This window comes from Microbacterium sp. A93 (assembly GCF_051842835.1).
On sequence record NZ_JBPXMT010000017.1, the window covers coordinates 67,174 to 85,030 of the forward strand.

Annotated in this window: 17 protein-coding genes and 1 pseudogene; 12 read left to right on the plus strand and 6 right to left on the minus strand. The window is 66.0% G+C overall.

Annotation, left to right across the window (positions count from 1 at the left end; genetic code table 11):
- Positions 1-3: 3 nt before the first annotated feature.
- The 4 genes from ACSU1G_RS31790 (at position 4) to ACSU1G_RS31805 (ending at position 3,508) form a co-directional block, all read left to right on the plus strand.
- Positions 4-1,212, plus strand: a complete 1,209-nt coding sequence (locus ACSU1G_RS31790; protein ID WP_439285211.1) for an acyl-CoA dehydrogenase family protein — start codon at positions 4-6, stop codon at positions 1,210-1,212.
- On the plus strand, positions 1,212-2,108 hold the full coding sequence (gene mmsB, locus ACSU1G_RS31795; RefSeq protein WP_439285389.1) for a 3-hydroxyisobutyrate dehydrogenase: 897 nt from the start codon (positions 1,212-1,214) through the stop codon (positions 2,106-2,108). The genes ACSU1G_RS31790 and mmsB overlap by 1 nt, the downstream gene beginning before the upstream one ends.
- A 37-nt stretch (positions 2,109-2,145) precedes the next feature.
- Positions 2,146-2,658 carry an NAD(P)-dependent oxidoreductase gene (locus ACSU1G_RS31800; protein WP_439285213.1) on the plus strand — a complete coding sequence of 171 codons (513 nt, stop codon included), beginning with the start codon at positions 2,146-2,148 and terminating at the stop codon, positions 2,656-2,658.
- Between the two features lie 73 nt (positions 2,659-2,731).
- On the plus strand, positions 2,732-3,508 hold the full coding sequence (locus tag ACSU1G_RS31805; RefSeq protein ID WP_439285215.1) for an enoyl-CoA hydratase-related protein: 777 nt from the start codon (positions 2,732-2,734) through the stop codon (positions 3,506-3,508).
- A 178-nt stretch (positions 3,509-3,686) separates the two neighbouring features.
- Here ACSU1G_RS31805 and ACSU1G_RS31810 read toward each other — a convergent pair whose 3' ends face one another.
- Entirely contained in the window at positions 3,687-4,136 is a 450-nt protein-coding gene (locus ACSU1G_RS31810; protein WP_439285217.1) for an SRPBCC family protein, read from the minus strand.
- Positions 4,136-4,672 carry a MarR family winged helix-turn-helix transcriptional regulator gene (locus ACSU1G_RS31815; RefSeq protein WP_439285219.1) on the minus strand — a complete coding sequence of 179 codons (537 nt, stop codon included), beginning with the start codon at positions 4,670-4,672 and terminating at the stop codon, positions 4,136-4,138. The genes ACSU1G_RS31810 and ACSU1G_RS31815 overlap by 1 nt, the downstream gene beginning before the upstream one ends.
- 155 nt (positions 4,673-4,827) lie before the next feature.
- Here ACSU1G_RS31815 and ACSU1G_RS31820 point away from each other — a divergent pair, with 155 nt between their 5' ends.
- From ACSU1G_RS31820 to ACSU1G_RS31835, 4 genes are read left to right on the plus strand one after another with little or no spacing between them, the layout of a single operon-like run.
- The gene (locus ACSU1G_RS31820) at positions 4,828-5,604 is read left to right on the plus strand and encodes an electron transfer flavoprotein subunit beta/FixA family protein (RefSeq protein ID WP_439285220.1); all 777 of its coding nucleotides are present in this window, start codon (positions 4,828-4,830) and stop codon (positions 5,602-5,604) included.
- 5 nt (positions 5,605-5,609) lie between these two features.
- Entirely contained in the window at positions 5,610-6,581 is a 972-nt protein-coding gene (locus ACSU1G_RS31825; RefSeq protein ID WP_439285222.1) for an electron transfer flavoprotein subunit alpha/FixB family protein, read from the plus strand.
- A 6-nt stretch (positions 6,582-6,587) separates the two neighbouring features.
- Positions 6,588-8,276: a cytochrome b/b6 domain-containing protein gene (locus ACSU1G_RS31830; RefSeq protein WP_439285223.1), complete on the plus strand. Its 1,689-nt coding sequence runs from the start codon at positions 6,588-6,590 to the stop codon at positions 8,274-8,276.
- A complete protein-coding gene (locus tag ACSU1G_RS31835; protein ID WP_439285225.1) occupies positions 8,276-9,136 on the plus strand; it encodes an alpha/beta fold hydrolase in 861 nt (286 codons plus the stop codon). The genes ACSU1G_RS31830 and ACSU1G_RS31835 overlap by 1 nt, the downstream gene beginning before the upstream one ends.
- 39 nt (positions 9,137-9,175) lie before the next feature.
- On the opposite strand, the gene ACSU1G_RS31840 is transcribed toward ACSU1G_RS31835, so the two are convergent.
- On the minus strand, positions 9,176-9,682 hold the full coding sequence (locus tag ACSU1G_RS31840) for a GNAT family N-acetyltransferase (RefSeq protein WP_439285226.1): 507 nt from the start codon (positions 9,680-9,682) through the stop codon (positions 9,176-9,178).
- A 108-nt stretch (positions 9,683-9,790) separates the two neighbouring features.
- On the opposite strand from ACSU1G_RS31840, the gene ACSU1G_RS31845 reads away from it, so the two are divergent.
- Together ACSU1G_RS31845 and ACSU1G_RS31850 are read left to right on the plus strand one after the other, a co-directional pair.
- The gene (locus ACSU1G_RS31845; RefSeq protein ID WP_439285228.1) at positions 9,791-10,351 is read left to right on the plus strand and encodes an acyl-CoA thioesterase; all 561 of its coding nucleotides are present in this window, start codon (positions 9,791-9,793) and stop codon (positions 10,349-10,351) included.
- A 46-nt stretch (positions 10,352-10,397) separates the two neighbouring features.
- Positions 10,398-11,726: a hypothetical protein gene (locus ACSU1G_RS31850; RefSeq protein WP_439285230.1), complete on the plus strand. Its 1,329-nt coding sequence runs from the start codon at positions 10,398-10,400 to the stop codon at positions 11,724-11,726.
- On the opposite strand, the gene ACSU1G_RS31855 is transcribed toward ACSU1G_RS31850, so the two are convergent.
- From ACSU1G_RS31855 to ACSU1G_RS31865, 3 genes are read right to left on the minus strand one after another with little or no spacing between them, the layout of a single operon-like run.
- A complete protein-coding gene (locus ACSU1G_RS31855; protein WP_439285232.1) occupies positions 11,612-12,142 on the minus strand; it encodes a hypothetical protein in 531 nt (176 codons plus the stop codon). The two genes, ACSU1G_RS31850 and ACSU1G_RS31855, sit on opposite strands and share 115 nt — an antisense overlap.
- Positions 12,139-12,714: a hypothetical protein gene (locus tag ACSU1G_RS31860; protein WP_439285233.1), complete on the minus strand. Its 576-nt coding sequence runs from the start codon at positions 12,712-12,714 to the stop codon at positions 12,139-12,141. The genes ACSU1G_RS31855 and ACSU1G_RS31860 overlap by 4 nt, the downstream gene beginning before the upstream one ends.
- A complete protein-coding gene (locus ACSU1G_RS31865) occupies positions 12,711-13,565 on the minus strand; it encodes a hypothetical protein (protein WP_439285235.1) in 855 nt (284 codons plus the stop codon). Before ACSU1G_RS31865 ends, ACSU1G_RS31860 begins: the two co-directional genes overlap by 4 nt.
- A gap of 94 nt (positions 13,566-13,659) precedes the next feature.
- On the opposite strand from ACSU1G_RS31865, the gene ACSU1G_RS31870 reads away from it, so the two are divergent.
- Together ACSU1G_RS31870 and ACSU1G_RS31875 are read left to right on the plus strand one after the other, a co-directional pair.
- On the plus strand, positions 13,660-17,301 hold the full coding sequence (locus ACSU1G_RS31870; protein WP_439285237.1) for a proline dehydrogenase family protein: 3,642 nt from the start codon (positions 13,660-13,662) through the stop codon (positions 17,299-17,301).
- Positions 17,302-17,443: 142 nt separating this feature from the next.
- Positions 17,444-17,758, plus strand: a pseudogene (locus ACSU1G_RS31875) (type II toxin-antitoxin system VapC family toxin); the annotation flags it as partial.
- Positions 17,759-17,857 lie beyond the last annotated feature (99 nt).

Below are 17,857 nucleotides of genomic sequence, written 5' to 3' on the forward strand. Positions count from 1 at the left end.
GCCATGACCATCACCGCCACTGTCACCACGGCCGAGGAGCGAGAAGCGATCCTCGGTGCCGTTCGCGAGTATGCCGAAACTGAACTCGCCCCCTACGCGATCGAGCGCGATGAGAAGCACGAGTTCCCACGTGAGGCGCTACGTCGCGGGGGTGAACTGGGCCTCGGCGGTATCTATGTGCGCGAGGAGTCGGGTGGCACCGGGCTCGGCCGCGTCGACACCGTGGCGATCTTCGAGGAACTCGCCAAGGGTGACCCGACGATCGCGGCGTACATCTCTATCCACAACATGGTCGCCTGGATGATCGACACCTACGGTGATGACGCGCAGCGCAGCGAGTGGATCGAGAAGCTCGCAGCCATGACGGAGTTCGGAAGCTACTGCCTCACCGAGCCCGGAGCGGGGTCGGATGCCGCTGCCATTGCCACGAGCGCTCGCCGCGACGGGGACGAGTACGTGCTCACCGGAGTCAAGCAGTTCATCTCGGGCGCAGGTGAATCGGGCGTCTACGTCGTCATAGCGCGCACGGGCGATGCCGACAGTGGGGCGCGCGGGATCAGCGCGTTCCTCGTCCCCGCCGATGCCGATGGGCTGAGCTTCGGGGCGCTCGAGAAGAAGATGGGCTGGCACGCTCAGCCCACACGGCAGGTCATCTTTGACGGACTGCGCGTGCCGGCATCCGCCATGCTGGGCGACGAAGGCCGCGGTTTCGCGATCGCCATGTCGGCGCTCAACGGCGGTCGCCTCAACATCGCGGCGTGCTCGCTGGGCGGCGCGCAGTGGGCACTCGATCGTGCGGTGCAGTACGTGCAGGAGCGTGTCGCGTTCGGAGAACCTCTGGCAGAGAAACAGTCGATCCTGTTCACCATCGCCGACATGCGCACCGAGTTGCAGGCCGCGCGCTTGATGGTCAGGGACGGCGCACAGGCCGTTGATGATGAGGCTCCGGATGCCACGATGCGGTGCGCGATGGCCAAGCGGTTCGCCACCGACGCCGGGTTCAATGTCGCCAACCAGGCCCTCCAGCTGCACGGTGGCTACGGGTACCTGCAGGATTACGGGATCGAGAAGGTGGTGCGGGATCTGCGCGTGCACCAGATACTGGAGGGAACCAACGAGATCATGCGGCTGATCGTCGGCCGCGAGATGCTTCGCCCGGCCGGATCCGCATCGATGCGAAGCGCCGCGAACGAACACCCGAGGAGTGCATGATGACCAGAATCGGTTTTCTCGGCCTCGGCCACATGGGTATGCCGATGGCTGTCAACCTGATGAAGGCCGGCCACGACGTGCGCGGCTTCGACCTCGTGCCCGCGGCGATCGAGGCAGCGCTGGCGGCCGGAATCCCGATCGCCGAAAGCGCCGCGGATGCTGCGGCAGGCGTCGATGTCGTGATCACGATGTTCCCCGCAGGTAAGCACGTCATCGAGGCGTATCAGGGCGGGCTGCTGGCGGCGGCTCGGCCAGACACGCTGTTCATCGAATCGTCCACGATCGCCGTGGAGGAAGCCCAGACCGCGCATGCGCTGGCCGTCGCTGCCGGGCATCGCAACATCGACGCTCCGGTCTCGGGCGGCGTCGTTGGCGCCGAGAACGGGACTCTGGCGTTCATGGTTGGTGGTTCGGAAGAGGATTTCGCCACGGCGCTGCCGTTGCTCGAAGCGATGGGTAAGCGCATCGTGCACTGCGGCGGCCCTGGCCTTGGGCAGGCAGCGAAGGTGTGCAACAACATGATCCTGGCGGTGTCGCAGATCGCTGTCGCCGAAGCATTCGTGCTGGGGGAGCGGCTGGGGCTGGAGCATCAGGCGCTGTTCGATGTCGTTTCGCAGGCGTCGGGCCAGTGCTGGTCGATCACGACGAACTGTCCGGTACCGGGGCCGGTGCCGACGAGCCCCGCCAACCGTGACTATCAGCCCGGGTTCGCAGGCGCATTGATGGCGAAGGACCTCGGGCTCGCCCTGCAGGCGATCGAGGGCACGGGGACGGATGCCAGGATGGGTATGCTCGCCCAGCAGATCTACGCGACGTTTGCCGCGGGAGATGGCGCGGGGCGCGATTTCTCCGGCATCATCACCGACATTCGGGACACGTCTTCTGCTGATCTGTGACCGATGGGTAAGAGTAGACCCGGATAACCTCGACGTGGTGCTCTCGATGCTCGGTGTTCCTTATACATTCCGACGTGTCTCGCTGTACTCGGCGGGGATGACGAACATCGTGCGCGCGATGGCGCAGCACGACGTACGCCGCCTCGTGTGCGTGAGCTCGAGCGGCACGGATCCCGCGTTACACTCACGCGACACGGGCGGAGGATTCCTATTCGAGAAGATGCTCAAGCCGCTCGTGGTCGCCACGCTCGGTCGGACGGTCTACGCCGACATGCTGCGGATGGAGCAGCTGGTCACGGCATCCGCTCTCGACTGGACGATTGTGTGCCCTGGCGCGCTCTTCCACACTGCCGATGTCACGGACTATCGCACGGCCGACGATTTTTTCGCTGGGCGATACACCTCCAGGGCGGACCTGGCGGACTGCGTGCTGCGACAGCTCGATGACAGGCGTCGCGTCCGCACGGTGGTCGCCGTCGCCACGGTCGCCGTGCAGCCCACCATGGTGGGTATCTTCTGGAACGAGGCGCTGCAGAGCGTCTCGAGGTGACGCGGATGCGGCGATACTGGACGAGAACCACGGACACTGGACGAACCACAATGAAGCGGTGAAGGGGAACGAGATGACTGAGTACGAGACGATCCTGGTCGAGCAGCGAGGCCGCGTCGGGTGGATCACCCTCAACCGCCCGCAGGCGCTGAATGCCCTGAATGCCCAGCTCTCCCAGGAGGTCACTGCGGCGGCGGTCGCCTTCGATTCGGATGACGGGGTCGGCGCGATCGTGGTGACCGGGTCGGAGAAGGCATTCGCCGCGGGCGCCGACATCAAGGAGATGGAGTCGATGTCGGCCGCCGAGATGCGCGAGACCGACCACTTCGGTGCATGGAGCGACTTCGCCGCAGTTCGCACGCCCGTGATCGCTGCCGTGAGCGGCTTCGCGCTCGGCGGCGGATGCGAGCTGGCGATGATGTGCGACATCATCCTGGCCGCCGACACCGCGAAGTTCGGGCAGCCGGAGATCAATCTCGGGGTGATCCCTGGGATGGGTGGGACGCAGCGACTCATCCGCGCCGTGGGCTATTACAAGGCCGCCGAGCTCGTTCTTTCTGGCCGCATCGTGGGTGCCGAGGAAGCGGAGCGTGCGGGTTTGGTGTCGCGTGTGATTCCGGCATCCGATCTTCTTGCAGAAGCTACGAAGCTTGCCGAAACGATCGCGTCGAAGAGTCTGCCTTCGGTCTATGCGGCGAAGGCTGCGCTGGATGCGGCGATGGAGACGCCGCTCGCGGAGGGGCTCGCGCACGAGAAGGATGCCTTCGCCGCGCTGTTCGACACTGCGGATCAGAAGGAGGGCATGTCTGCCTTCCGTGAGAAGCGGGCGCCGAACTTCACGAACAGCTGAGACGCCAGCCGCAGGGTTTGGCTACGTCCGCTGCGTGAGACACCAACGAGGACGTGGTGCCTTACGCAGCGGATGTTGCGGTGCGCGTACGCTGGCGCGTCAGGCACGCATTCAGAATCGAGAACACGCAAACCGTCCTTCCGGCGAGGCGGGAAGGGCGGTTTGTGCGTTCTCGGTCTCAGCGCTCAAGGGATGCAGCGAGCAACTCGTTGCGTTCGGAGATCAGCCGGCGCATGTACTCCCGCATGAAGAGGCGGTCGACAAGCCTGCCGATCGGTCCGAACGGCGAGCGAAAGGTCACCGTGTCGCGCATCAGCGTGCCGTCCGGATGCTCCAGGAACAGATGTTCGTGATGGAATGCGCCGAACGGACCTTTCGTCTGCTCGTCGCAGAACCGGTGCGGCGGGTCGATGTCGAACACGATCGAGCTGAGGTGGAACGGCACGCCGAAGTGCCGCGCGCGCCAGGTGACCGTTGATCCCTCAGTGAACGTGCCTCCGGCAGGACCGGAAGTCATCGTCTCGCCGTAGCGCGCCATGGACTCGACATGAAGTGCCGGATCGAGGGATGCCGCGAACGCTTCCGCAGGCGCTGCGCGGATGACCCGCTCCAGCACGAACTCCGCCATCAGAGCGGATCCGGCTGCGGGCGCGGATCGGTGAAGTCCCCGGCATCCTTACGCAGACGGGCGACGATCGACACGAGATCGGCGGCATCGGCGTGGTTCACGCCCGGTTCGTTGAATACCTGCGCATTGAGAGCCGTAGTCGCCCGCTCCACCAGATCGCGCCCGGCATCGGTGAGCGCCAGCATCGCCGCGCGCCCATCGTGAGGATGCGGCTCGCGCAGGATCAGTCCATCGCGCACCAGCCGGTCGGCCGTGCTCGTGACCGTGGTGGGGTGCACCTGAAGGCGTGCGACGACGCTCGACAGGGGGAGGCGACCCGAGCGGCTGAATGCGAGCAGCCGGAGCACCTCAAAACGCGCGAAGGAAAGCCCGAAAGGTTTGAGCGATGTATCCACTCGTGCGAGCAGCAACTGCTGGGCGCGCATGATCGAGGTCACGACCGCCATGCCGTCTGCGGCATCCGTCCACCCGTGCGAGATCCACTGACGCTTCGCCTCGGCGAGAGGGTCGATCGGGAGCGGACGAGGTTGGGCCACGAAGTCCACGGTACCGGGAAGTGCGTCGTGCGGATGAATTGTTCGTTCTGTATACATTAGGCCGCCGTTTTGGGAGTCAGTTCGGGGGTTATGGCCTGGATTGGCTACATAGCACGAGATATAGCTAGACTCAGCGGTGTCGTGAGGAGTAGTCGATGAAGATCTTCGTCTTGGTCAAAGAGGTGCCGGACACCTATGGCGATCGCAAGCTGAATCTGGAAACAGGTTTGGCCGATCGTGCGGCGGGTGATGTGGTCCTCGATGAGATCACTGAGCGCGCTCTTGAGGTTGCGCTGTCGTATGCCGATAAGTCAGAGGGCACCGAGGTTGTGGCGCTCACGATGGCTCCCGCGTCTTCGACGGCGTCGCTTCGCCGTGCGCTTGCGATCGGTGCGGCATCCGCTGTGCACATCGTTGATGAGCAGTTGGCCGGTGCCGATCTGGGTTTGACCGCCGAGGCGCTGGCTGCGGCGATCCGCCGTGCCGAGCCTGATCTGGTCATCACCGGAAACCTCTCCACCGATGGCTCCGGTGGTGTGATCCCGTCGATGTTGGCGGAGCACCTCGGCTACGCGCAGGCGACTGCCCTCAACGCGGTGGAGATCACCGCCGAGGGTGTCTCGGGTACGCGCGCTGCTGACGATGGCTCGCAGCCCGTTTCCGTGTCGTTCCCTGCGGTGATCTCGATCACCGAGGCTCTGCCGGATGCGCGGTTCCCGAACTTCAAGGGCATTATGGCTGCGAAGAAGAAGCCGCTGGAGGTGTTGTCGCTCGATGACCTCGGTGTCTCGGCTGATCCTGCCGCGGCGCCGCGTGCGATCATGACGACCATTTCCCAGAAGCCCCCGCGTGCGGCGGGCGTGAAGATCACTGATGAGGGTGACGCCGGCGCGAAGCTGGTCGAGTTCCTCGTGCAGAACAGGCTGGTGTGACGACGATGAGCTACCCCGACAAGTCGATCCTCGTCCTGGTGGACGTGACGCCCACTGGCGCTGCGGCAAGTTCTACTGCCGCGCTCATCGGCGCAGCATCGCTGATTGGCTCACCGGTCGCGCTGGTGCCCGGTGGCTCGCAGAGCGCAATGGATGCCGCCTCCGCTGCCGGCGCATCCGTCGTGCTGACCGCTGACGCCGATGCCGCATCTCTCACCGTGCCGCTTGTGGATGCTCTGCAGGCGGCGTATCAGCGCGTGCAGCCCGACGCGGTGTTGGTGTCGAACTCGATCACGGGTCGCGATGTCGCGGGCCGTCTTGCGGTGCGCGAGAAGCTCGCACTTTCGGTTGACGCGGTCGGTGTCTCCCGAGATGACGAGGGTATCGTCGCGCATCACTCTGTCTACGGTGGCGCGTACCTTGTGGAATCCGCGCCCACCTTCGGTGCGCCTGTCATTACGGTGCGTCAGGGTGCGGTGGATGCGCGCGGCGAGGCCGTCGCCTCGCCGACTGTCGAGGCCTTGGAGGTCACGGCCTCCGGCTCTGCTGCCGCGACCGCGGGCGCCACGGAGGTCATTGAGGTCGAGTCGTCTCGTCCTGATCTGCGGGGGGCCGCGAAGGTCGTCTCCGGTGGCCGCGGCCTCGGGTCGAAGGAGAAGTTCGTGCTCGTCGAGCAGCTCGCGGATGCGCTGGGGGCTGCTATCGGCGCCTCTCGAGCAGCGGTCGATGCCGGCTACATCCCGTACGCGCACCAGGTCGGTCAGACCGGCGTCTCCGTGTCGCCGCAGCTCTACATCGCGCTCGGCATTTCCGGTGCGATCCAGCACCGTGCCGGGATGCAGACCGCCAAGAACATCGTCGCGATCAACAAGGACGGCGAAGCGCCGATCTTCGACGTCGCCGACTTCGGCATCGTCGGTGATCTGTTCACCGTCGTGCCACAGGTGATCGCCGCGCTCGAAGCGCGGAAGAAGTAGCGAACGATGGGTGCGCAGAAGCTGCGTCGGGGGCTTCCCCGCGTTGTCGGCGGCGACGGATGGCCGCCGGCCGGTGACGTCGAGACGGCGGATGCTCCGGCGGTGGATGCTGTCGTTGAGGTCGCTCCGGTAGCGGATGCTGCTTCGGTGGCTGCGCCGGTAGCGGATGCTGCTGCGCCCGTTGTCGAGACTGCGGCTGTCGCTCAGTCGTCGGCGCCTGTGGCCGCGTCTGCTGCCCCGGCTGCGGCCAGCGGCGTGCGTCGAGGACTGCCTCGCACGCCCGGTGGCGAGCCGTGGCCTCCGTCTGACGCTGCGCCTTCGGTCGGTGCCGCTTCCGCCGCCGCGCCTTCGGTCGCCGCGCCTTCGGTCGCTGCGCCTGCAGTAAGCAGCCCAGTTGCTGCGTCTGTTGACGCGCCCGCTACGAGCACCCCGAGTGCCGCGCCCGTCCACGCCTCCAGCGCTCCGGCGGTTACCGCGCCGGCCCCGGCCGGCGGAGGTTCCACCGTGCGTCGTGGGCTCCCGCGCACGACCGGTGGCGAGCCTTGGCCGCCCGCCGGCACGAGCGCACAGATCGCCGCTGTCGCGACCGCGGCACCCGAGGCAACAGTGTCGCCCGCAACGGTGCCGTCCGCGACGACAGCCGTTGCGGTACCCGTTGAGTCGTCGACGGCCGTGGCGCCGGTTGACGTGAGTGCTCCGCTGCCTTTCCGGCGCACGGTCTTCGCGGGCGAGTACGCCTTCGCCCGTCCGGCTCCCGTCCCGGAGCCGGTGCGTATGGGCCCTTTCACCAAGGGGCAGTGGGCGGGGGCCGTCATCGTTGGCGGCATCGGTCTGTTGGGCGCTGCGGCCATGGCCGTGCTGTTCGTGCGCTGGCTGCTGAGCCTGTCGGGCATGCAGGACTTCCTACAGACCTACCCCGGCGAGTATCACCTGCCCGAGGGCGCTCCGGTGGGCTTCCCGAGCTGGCTGGGCTGGCAGCACTTCTTCAACGTGTTCCTGATCGTGCTGATCATCCGATCCGGGCTCAGCGTGCGCCATGACGAGCGCCCGACCGCGTTTTGGACCGCACGCGGCAACGGCAAGACCAAGATCAGTCTGACGCTCTGGTTCCACCAGGCGCTCGACATCCTGTGGCTCGTGAACGGCATCGTCTTCGTGATCCTGCTGTTCGTCACGGGGCAGTGGATGCGGGTCATCCCCACCAGCTGGGAGGTCTTCCCGAACGCGCTGTCGGCTGTGCTGCAGTACGTGTCGCTGGACTGGCCGACCGAGAACGGTTGGGTGAATTACAACTCCCTGCAGCAGCTCGCATACGGCACGACGATCTTCGTCGCCGCTCCTCTCGCCGCCATCACCGGTGTGCGGATGAGCGGACTGTGGCCGAAGAACGCCGCGAAGCTGAACAAGGCGTATCCGGTCGAGCTGGCGCGGGCACTGCACTTCCCGGTGATGCTCTACTTCGTGGTCTTCATCTTCGTCCACGTCGCCCTGGTGCTCGCCACCGGTGCGCTGCGCAACCTCAACCACATGTATGCCGCGCAGGGCTCCATCGACGGCATCGCCTACGCAGACAACTGGACCGGGTTCTGGATGCTCGTGGCATCCCTCGTCGTCATCGCCATCGCATGGGTCGCCGCGCGACCGCTCGTGCTCGCACCGATCGCAAAGCTGTTCGGCACGGTCTCCGCGCGTTGATGTCCGCAGCTCTCGATCGGCCGCAGTCGATGCGTGTGCGCAGTGACGGCATCACGTTGACCGGCGATCATTGGCCGGTACAGGCGGACGCGCACGGCAGCGTGCTGCTGCTGCACGGCGGCGGCCAGCGTCGGCACTCGTGGCGTCGCACAGGGGAGTGGCTCGCCGAGGCAGGGTGGTCCTCGTACGCCTTCGATGCCCGTGGGCACGGTGAAAGTGACCGTTCTCCGACGGGTGATTATTCCGTGTCAGCGCTGGTCGGTGATGTTCTCAAGATCATTGAGCAGATCGGCGAGGCGCCCGTTCTCGTCGGCGCATCGATGGGTGGCATGACCTCTCTCATTGCTGAGGGGGAGCATGGTCCGCTCGCTCGTGCACTCGTCTTGGTCGATATTGTGGCGAAGGTCGAAGCTGAGGGGGCACGCCGCATCCAGACATTCATGTCGAGTGCTCCGAACGGATTCGCCTCGCTCCAAGAGGCATCCGATGCCATCGCCGCGTACAACCCGCACCGGCCGCGCCCGAAGTCGCTCGACGGGCTGCGCAAGAACCTCGTGCTGCGCCCAGACGGACGCTGGCATTGGCACTGGGACCCGAAGGTGATGTCCCGTGGCACTGAACCGGAGCGCGAGATCGGGCGCGAGCGTGCGGTCGCGGCGGCCCGTAACATCACCGCGCCCACTCTGCTGGTGCGCGGCGCGCAGTCCGACATCGTGAGTGACGAGGGTCTGCAGGAGATGCAGGAGCTCATCCCGCATGCGCAGGCCGTTGAAGTGCAGGCCGCGGGTCACATGATCGCGGGCGATGACAACGACGTGTTCACGACGGAGCTACTGCGCTTCATCGAATCCACGCGCTAACGCGGGGCCCCGGCAGAAGAGCGCCGGGGTGACCCGCGCTCAGCGTACGAAGCGGACTTCGGTCAGCTGCTCGCCGAGGAACGGCTCGGTGTGGCTCGCGCCATCGAGTGTGAACCCGTTGCGCTCGTAGAAGCGGTGGGCGCGGGGGTTGTCCTCGGCGACCCAGAGATACAGCGGCTCGTCCTTGTCGACAGCGGCATCGAACAGCTTCTGACCGAGACCGGTGGAGTGCCATTCGCCCAGCAGGTAGATGAAGTACAGCTCGCGGAACGCGGGAGAATCCTTGTCGCGCGCGGGGCCAGAGCCGACGAAGCCGACGATCTCGCCGTCGACGAGCGCAGCGCTCATGTGGAAGTCGTCGCCCTGTGCGGCCCAGTGTGTCCACAGCTCGGCGAGGCGACGAGGGGAGACCTTCTCGAGGGCCGCCTTGCTGATCAGGTGATCGTAGGTCTCGTGCCAGCACTTGGCGTGCACGCGACCTAGGGCCTCCGAATCAACATCACGGACCGGACGGACAATGACTTCAGGCTGGGCTTCGGCGCTCATGCCGCGACTCTACGCGCGACCCGCGCTAAGGCGAAATCGAGCGACGCTCCTGTGCGATATCCACAAAGGAGTGCGCAGTTCATGCGCCGGTGACTACGATCGAACCTCGTGAACGTGATCTGGCGGACCCTGCTTGTGATGTGGAACGCGCGCCGTCGCCTGCGCAAGGAAGGACGCCTCGCGTCCACGGAAGTGGGGCGCGTGCGCGTGACGACGCTGCCCACCGACCTCGACGTGCTTCGGCACATGAACAACGGCCGTTACCTGTCGCTGTTCGACTTGGGCCGCTGGGATCTGCTGGTGCGCACCGGGATGAGCGGTGCGATGAAACGCCACGGCTGGTATGCCGTCGTGTCTTCCGAGACCGTCACGTTCCGCAAATCCCTCGAGCTGTGGCAACGCTTCGACGTCGAATCGCGCCTGCTCGGCCACGACGACAAGGCGATCTACCTTGAGCACCGTGCCGTGGTCGACGGTGAGATCTACGCCAAGGCGATCGTCAGGGCGCGGATGCTGAAACGAAGCGGAGGCACGCTCTCGCATCAGGAGCTGTTTGCCGCCATCGGGCGTCCAGAGGGCCTGCCGGACGTTGAGCAGTGGGTGCACGAGTGGGCCGCGGCATCCGCCCTTCCTCCCGCGCGCGCGGATGCGCCCAGTACCTGGTCTTGAGCGAGGCGTGTGGCGTCGCTGCCACCACCGGCACTAGCGTGGACTCGTGCTGACGCTTCTCGCTTCCATCGGCCGTGTGCTCCTCGCCCGCTGGCCGGCGCTGCTGGCGTGGTATCTCGGCGGCGCGCTGGTGCACTACTTCGGCATCATCGGCGCCGCGTACGCCGGGGCGACGAGCGCAGCGATCGGCTTCCTACTGCTGCCCTTGGCGATTCTCGCGAAGCTCATCGCCTTCGTGGCGATGTTCCTCGTCGTCCGAGACGCACTGCGCGAACTACAGGCGATCGCCCCGCTGCCGGAAAGCGGCGTCGAGCGGCGTCGTACCTTTGCGGTGACCCTGCTCGCCAGCATCCTGCCGTTCTTCGCGATCTACACGGCCTGGGGATTCCTGCAGGACGACGTCGACTCCTATGCGCAGCGGGCGCTGGCGATCAGATCGGGGCTCGCCTGGCAGGCGGTCGTCGACGGGACAGACTCCCTCGAAGGTGGCGCTGTCCTCGAACTGAACGTGACCGTGCTGTCGCTGTTCACGATCGTCTCCGCATTCTCCGCCCGCTGGGCGTTCAAACGTTTCGGCGCAAAGCTGCCCAAGTGGACGACTCTGCTCGCGGTCTACTTCGAGGCCGTCTGGGTGTTCTTCTCGCTGTACCTCATAGCCGGCGGGTTCGCCGCCCTCGGCGAGTGGGTCGATTCGCGGGTCGCGATGGTGTGGCTCGGTGACATCCGGGACTGGCTCGGCGCATGGCTGGTTCCGATCGCGTGGCTGTGGGATGCTATCGGCGTCGTCGCGGGCAATATCGCGGGCCTCCTCGTGCAGCCTCTGGCCTGGCTGACCATCGCCGGCGTCATCTACGGGCAGGCGATCGAGGCCGAGCAGCCGGGATTCCAGAAGAGGTTCACCGCGACCACGCAGAAGCGGCTGAAGAAGTTGCCGAATACCGTCGTGCGCTGGCTCGGTGAGCTCGCGGGCGAGTTCACCTCCCGTTTCCGTCCCATCGTGAACGCGCTCGTGCTCATGTGGCGGGCGGGGCCCGTGCTCATCGCCTCATATGTGCTGCTGTACACGATCGTGTTGGCACTTGACCCCTCGCTGCAATGGCTGCTCAGCCGCATCGTCGGCCCGCAGGATCTGAACGACTTCTGGCGGGCGTATGGTCCCGCGCTGTTCCTCGTCGTACCCTTCCTGCTCGAACCGGTGCGCATAGCCGTCGTCAGCGGCGCCTATGACAGCACGCTGGGTCGACTGCGCAAGAAGTCCGATCAGGGATCGATTGAGAAGCGGATCACCGAGGGGATGGCATCTACCGAAGCGATCTCCACCCAGAACGGCCCTTCGGCGTCGGCTGGCACGATGAACGGCACGATCATCTCGTAGGACGCGACCCTGTTCTCGCCGTCCGTCACGCAGCTCGTCGGCTCCTCGCTGGATGAGAGCAGACCGAGCTGGAAGCGAGATTCGGGAAAACGGATGCCGGTGCTCTGCTGCACGAGGGTCGGCGCGGAGCAGGACGGCGCATCGCCGTGCGGATCGACCGTGATCGCGGCGGCGATGATCCGCGCATCCGTTGGCATGTCGAAACCGGAGGTGTCGGTGATCTCGGATGCCCGGACAGGTCCCCAGGTCGTGTCGATGAGCTCCATGCTGTCGCCGTCGGCGACGTCGATCGGGATGGTGTTCGTGAACAGGTTGTGGTCCTGCCAGCCGTCCCAAGTGATGGCGCCGAAAGTGACAGGGGTGAGCACAACGAGGGCTCCGAGTGCCACGGCGTTGCGCCGCCACCAGCCGGTCATCGGATCCACTCCGGCCCGAAGACCTGCGCCTCGGAGAGCGGACTGATCTCGTCGAGATCGATCGGGATTTCGAGCACCGAGTCCATCCTGGTGTCGGTGCTGAGCGACAGCTTCAGCACGCCGGTGCCGGCGAGTTCTGGTAGTTCGAAGGCCACGGATCCATGTCGGGGGACACCAGGGTTCAGTCGCACATTGAGCATCGATGGCGCGCGCTCGGTCGCGCGGTACTCGCGCCCGTCGAGTTCGAACATTGCGCTTCCGAGATTGACAGAGCCGGTGATGTACGTGGTCCGCGGGCCGGTCACGCTCGCGGCATCCAGATCGACGATGAGCCAGTTCCCGTCGGCGGTCCAGGTGGTGTCCCCGTTGTGATCTTCGTCGCCGGTCACCGTGGTCGTGGTGCGGACATCGGTCACCGTGGCGATGAGATCGCGCCCTGTCACCTGCTCGCCGATCTCGCCACTGACGACGAATGCGGCAACCTCGGCATCCTCAGCGGGGGCGATGGCGGACACGACACCAGCAGCGGCGAGCAGCACGATGGTTGCCAGCCAGATCTTCAGATGATTCATTCCGCTTCCCCCTTCCCGAGGTCCTCGATCGCGAGGTCGGCGTAGGCGCCGGTGTACTGGTCGGACCAGTAGACGCCGTAGAGGACGGACTGACCCATGCGGCGGGTCGACGTCGGTAGCGCGAGGCGCATCGTGTCGCCGTCGCTGAATGCGCCCACTGGCACCGCCCAGCTGAGCACGACGCGCACCGGAATCTCCGGCTGCAGCCAGGGGCCGAAGGTACCGTCGTCAAGGCGTGCGACCGAGGGTGAGATCCCGCTCATCACCTGCAGCTCGGTCAGCTCGGTGGTTTCGAGGACATCCTGCAGTCCTTCGACTCTTGTCAGCCCCAACACGCTGTCCGTGCTGGATGCCCGTGCGAACTCGCTCATATTGCGGACATCCATGACGAGGCTGAGGATGCGCTGCTCGCCGGGTGTGGGGAAGACGCCTGTGCTCCCCAGCTTGTCGATCACCGTCAGACGCACGGGAGTCATCTCGAGCTCGCCGCCGATGAATGTGTCGCCGGCTGCGATCACCGGCGTCTCCGGCGTCGGCACCGCTTCGAGTCCGCCGAACAGGGCCGTCACACCGAGGAATACTGCGAGCGCCGCGGTGCTGAGCCATTTCACCGGCACCCGGTCGATGGCGCGCTGGGCGAGGGTGCGCTTGCCTCCGGATGCCGCAGGCGCAGCCCCTGGCATCGTGGCCGTAGCTGCAACGGTCGCGGCCGCGCGTGAGGTGGAACCGGCTCCGGCGGGCCCGCCGGGGGTGATCGGGGTGCCCGGCTTGGTCGCGGAGGAACTGCCGCCGAGCGCCGCGGCGAGACTCTGCTCTCCCGCGGCCGGTCTGTCCCCCTCGGCCGGTGTCACGGATCCAGCATAGAACGCGGCAAACCAGAGAAGAAGCATCCTCGCCACTGTGTGTCACCGCTCCGAGGGGATACCTCGCTCTTAGGCTGAACATATGTCAGAGTCGTCAGCGCCAGGCGCGGCCTCGCTCGCCGATCAGTCGGTCGAACTCGCACGCCGTTGGGTCGCCGAAGCAGCCGATGCAGAGGTCGATCCGGCCGCCGCTCGACTCGCCGATATGTTGCAGGATGAGAACGGCCTGCCCTTCACGCTCGGATTCGTCGACGGCGTCATGAGGCCGGAGAGCCTCGCGGCCGCCGCATCCCAGCTGCAGCGCATCGCACCGATCGTTCCCGGCTTCCTGCCCTGGTATCTGCGCGGCGCCGTGCGCCTTGGTGGTGGTGTCGCACCGCTGATGCCGTCGCCGGTCGTGCCGATCGCCCGGCGCGTTCTGCGTGACATGGTCGGGCACCTCATCGTCGATGCGCGACCGGCCAAGCTCGGCGCCGCGATCGAGAAGCTTCGCGGCAGTGGCGCACGGCTGAACCTCAACCTGCTCGGCGAGGCAGTGCTCGGTGAAGCCGAAGCGCAACGGCGGCTGGACGGCATCCATGAACTTATCCGGCGGGAGGATGTCGACTATGTCTCAGTGAAAGTTTCATCCGTCATCAGTCATATCTCGCTGTGGGCATTCGATGAGATCGTCGACAGGGTGGTCGAGCGGCTTCTGCCGCTGTACGTCACGGCCGCCAAGACCGGAACCTTCATCAATCTCGACATGGAGGAGTACCGCGACCTCGATCTGACCATCGCGGTGTTCACGCGCATCCTCGAGGATCCACGCCTGCTATTGCTCGAGGCCGGCATCGTGTTGCAGGCCTATCTGCCCGATGCGCTCTCTGCGCTGCGCGAGCTGACGGCGTGGGCGAAGGATCGAGTCGAGCACGATGGCGCTGCAATCAAGATCCGTGTGGTCAAGGGTGCGAATCTCGCGATGGAGCGAGTGGACGCCGCGATGCACGGGTGGCCACTGGCCACCTACGAGACCAAGCTCGACACCGACGCGAACTACCTGCGGATGCTCGATGAGGCGCTGCGTCCGGAGAACACCGCGGCCGTGCGAATCGGCGTGGCCGGTCACAACCTGTTCGGCATCGCATACGCCTGGTTGCTGGCAGGCGAGCGGGGTGTGCGAGACGAGGTCGAGTTCGAGATGCTGCTGGGCATGGCGCAGGGGCAGGTAGAAGCTGTCTCCCGCGAGGTCGGGCAGGTGCTGCTGTATGTGCCGGTCGTGAAGCCCGATGAGTTTGACGTCGCGATCAGCTACCTCGTCAGACGACTGGAAGAGAACGCCGAGCCTGCGAACTTCCTCTCTGCGGCGTTCCACTTGCACACCGACGAGAGCCTGTTCGATCGGGAGCGCGATCGTTTCATTCGCGCACTGGCCCGTTCTGCGGACCGGACGCTGCGGATCGTCCCTCGTCGTACGCAGAATCGCCAGACTCCGGTACATGAGTCATTGCGGCCATCGCCGGCAGCGCACGTCGAGGACGCCGACCTCACGAATGTCGTGCTCGGCATCGCCCGCGGATCCGGTGGAGAGCCCTTCGTCGAGACCGCTGTGTATTCCCGGCGCGAGATGGACTCCGACTCCGCGGGGGCACCCGGTTTCACAAACACCGCCGACAGCGACCCCGCACTGCCGACGAACAGGAAATGGGCGCAGGAAATCCGCTCCCGCATCGAGACGTCCACGGCGGGTGACGTCACGCTGCGCGAATCGAGGATCACCGATCCCGAAGCGCTGGAGAGGACGATCGCTCGAGTACGCGCTGCGGCATCCGCGTGGGGAACCCGCCCGGCATCAGAGCGGGCCGAGACGTTGATACGGGCGGCCGTCGCGCTCGAGTCTCGTCGCGCGGAACTCATCGAGGTCGCGGCATCCGAAACGGGCAAGGTGCTGGCCGAGAGTGACGTCGAGGTCAGCGAAGCGGTCGATTTCGCCCGTTTCTACGCGGCGAAGGCACGAGAGCTGGATGCCGTTGCCGGCGCCAGCTTCGAGCCCGCACGTGTCACCGTGGTCACGCCGCCGTGGAACTTTCCGATCGCGATCCCCGCCGGAGGCGTGCTCGCCGCGCTCGCCGCAGGTTCCGGCGTCGTGTTCAAGCCGGCGCCGCAGGCTCGCAGGTGTGCGGCAGTCGTCGCCGAGGCGCTCTGGGAAGCAGGAGTCCCGCGGGACGTCCTCACTCTCGCTGACATCGAAGAGGGCGAGCTCGGTCGACAGCTCATTTCACATGACGCGGTGGATCGCGTCATCCTCACCGGCGCGTGGGAAACGGCGGCGCTGTTCCGTTCTTGGCGCGCGGATCTGCCGCTGCTCGCGGAGACCAGCGGCAAGAACGCGATCGTGATCACGCCATCGGCAGACCTGGATCTCGCCGTCGCCGACCTGGTCAAGAGTGCGTTCGGGCATGCCGGGCAGAAGTGCTCTGCGGCCTCTCTCGCGATTCTCGTCGGCCCGGTCGGTCGGTCCAAGCGCTTCGCGCGTCAGTTGGTGGATGCCGTGCGCTCGCTGCACGTCGGATGGCCGAGCGATCCACTCGCAGAGGTCGGACCGGTGATCGAGGAGCCGCAAGGCAAACTCGCGTGGGCGCTCAGCGAGCTCGAGGGTGATGAGCAGTGGCTGATCAAGCCTTCGCGTGTGGATGGGGATGAAACCGGAAGGCTGTGGCGCCCTGGCATCCGCGTCGGTGTGCAAGGGGGCTCGCGTTTTCACCTTGAGGAGTTCTTCGGGCCGGTGCTCGGCATCATGCACGCGCCCAACCTTGGCCGTGCGATCGAACTGCAGAACGCGGTGGAGTACGGTCTGACGGCGGGGCTGCACACGCAGAACCCCGATGACCTGTCCGAGTGGCTCGATCGGGTGCAGGCCGGAAACCTCTATGTGAATCGCGGGATTACCGGCGCCATCGTGCAGCGTCAGCCCTTCGGTGGGTGGAAGCGCTCCTCGGTCGGCCCCGGCACCAAGGCGGGCGGACCGAACTACCTCATCGGGCTTGGGTCATGGCGATCGCGTGGCGGCGGGCAGGCATCCAGCACTCTGCACCTGCGTGGGCTCGACACCCGGATCACGGAGCTGATCGAGGCAGCGCAGCCCTCGCTGGACTTCGAGAGCTTCGAATGGCTGCGCCGTGCCGCGCTTTCGGATGCCGTCGCCTGGGACCGCGAGTTCGGACAGGTGCGTGATGTCGCGCAGCTCGGCGTCGAGCGCAACCTGTTCCGGTATCGTCCGGTGCCGGTGATGATCCGGGCGTCCGGGGATGCCGCATGGCACGAGCTGCTGCGGGTGGTAGTCGCCGCGATCCGCACCGGTGCGAGATTCTTCCTGAGTACGCCGGTCGGGCTGCCGGCTGACGTGCGTCGAGTGCTGTCGGAGCTGAATGTTTCGGTCGCGGTCGAAAGTGATGAGCAGTGGATCGAGCGGATGTCGCGCAGCGACGACCCGGCCGACGTGCTCAATCCCGCGGTCGAGCATCGTGCGCAGCGGGTGCGCCTGGTCGGCACGCGGGATGCCGTGGCCACCGTGCATCGCGCGCTGGCCGAGGCCGTCGGTGGCGACCCTGATCTCGCCATATACGACGGCGAGGTGACCTCGGCTGGTCGCATCGAACTGCTGCCCTTCGTACACGAGCAGGCAATCAGCATCACCGCACACCGCTTTGGTAACCCGGACGACTGGAGCGTCGAGGTCATCTGAGCCCGTTCGATGAGCGCAAATTGCTGTATCCGGCGGTCGGATGCCGCTGTTTGCGCTTGTCGAAAGTGAACCCCGCCCCTGCCGATATGCTCGGCTGACCGCATGAGCATGGGCGCGTACATCCGTCAGGCGCTGGACGGTTGGCGGGACCGGCCGGGCCTATGCCAGTACCGAAATGGTGCAAGAAGTGGTCTTCCATCGGATGCGCAGGACGGGACAGGCTCAGGCGGTGGCGGATGCGCGTGACATCGCGCGCTATCTCATAATCTTGAACTTCGATCACGCGGTTCTGGAGACCGCCCTCGCGCTCATCGAGTCGACCGAAGTGTGCGGTCGCGACGCCGTGCACGCTGCCACGGCGCTCGCGTACGGGATCGAGACGATCGCATCCTCGGATCCGGCGTTCGACGGCATCCCCGGTCTGCGCAGACTCGATCCGCTCCTGCCACGAGACTGACGCGCCTCTGGCGCGCACACAGATGCGGGTGTCACAATAAGACATGGCGTGCCAGCGTCGCATCTTCCCCCTCGTCTCGGTAATGAGCGGAGGGTCGAA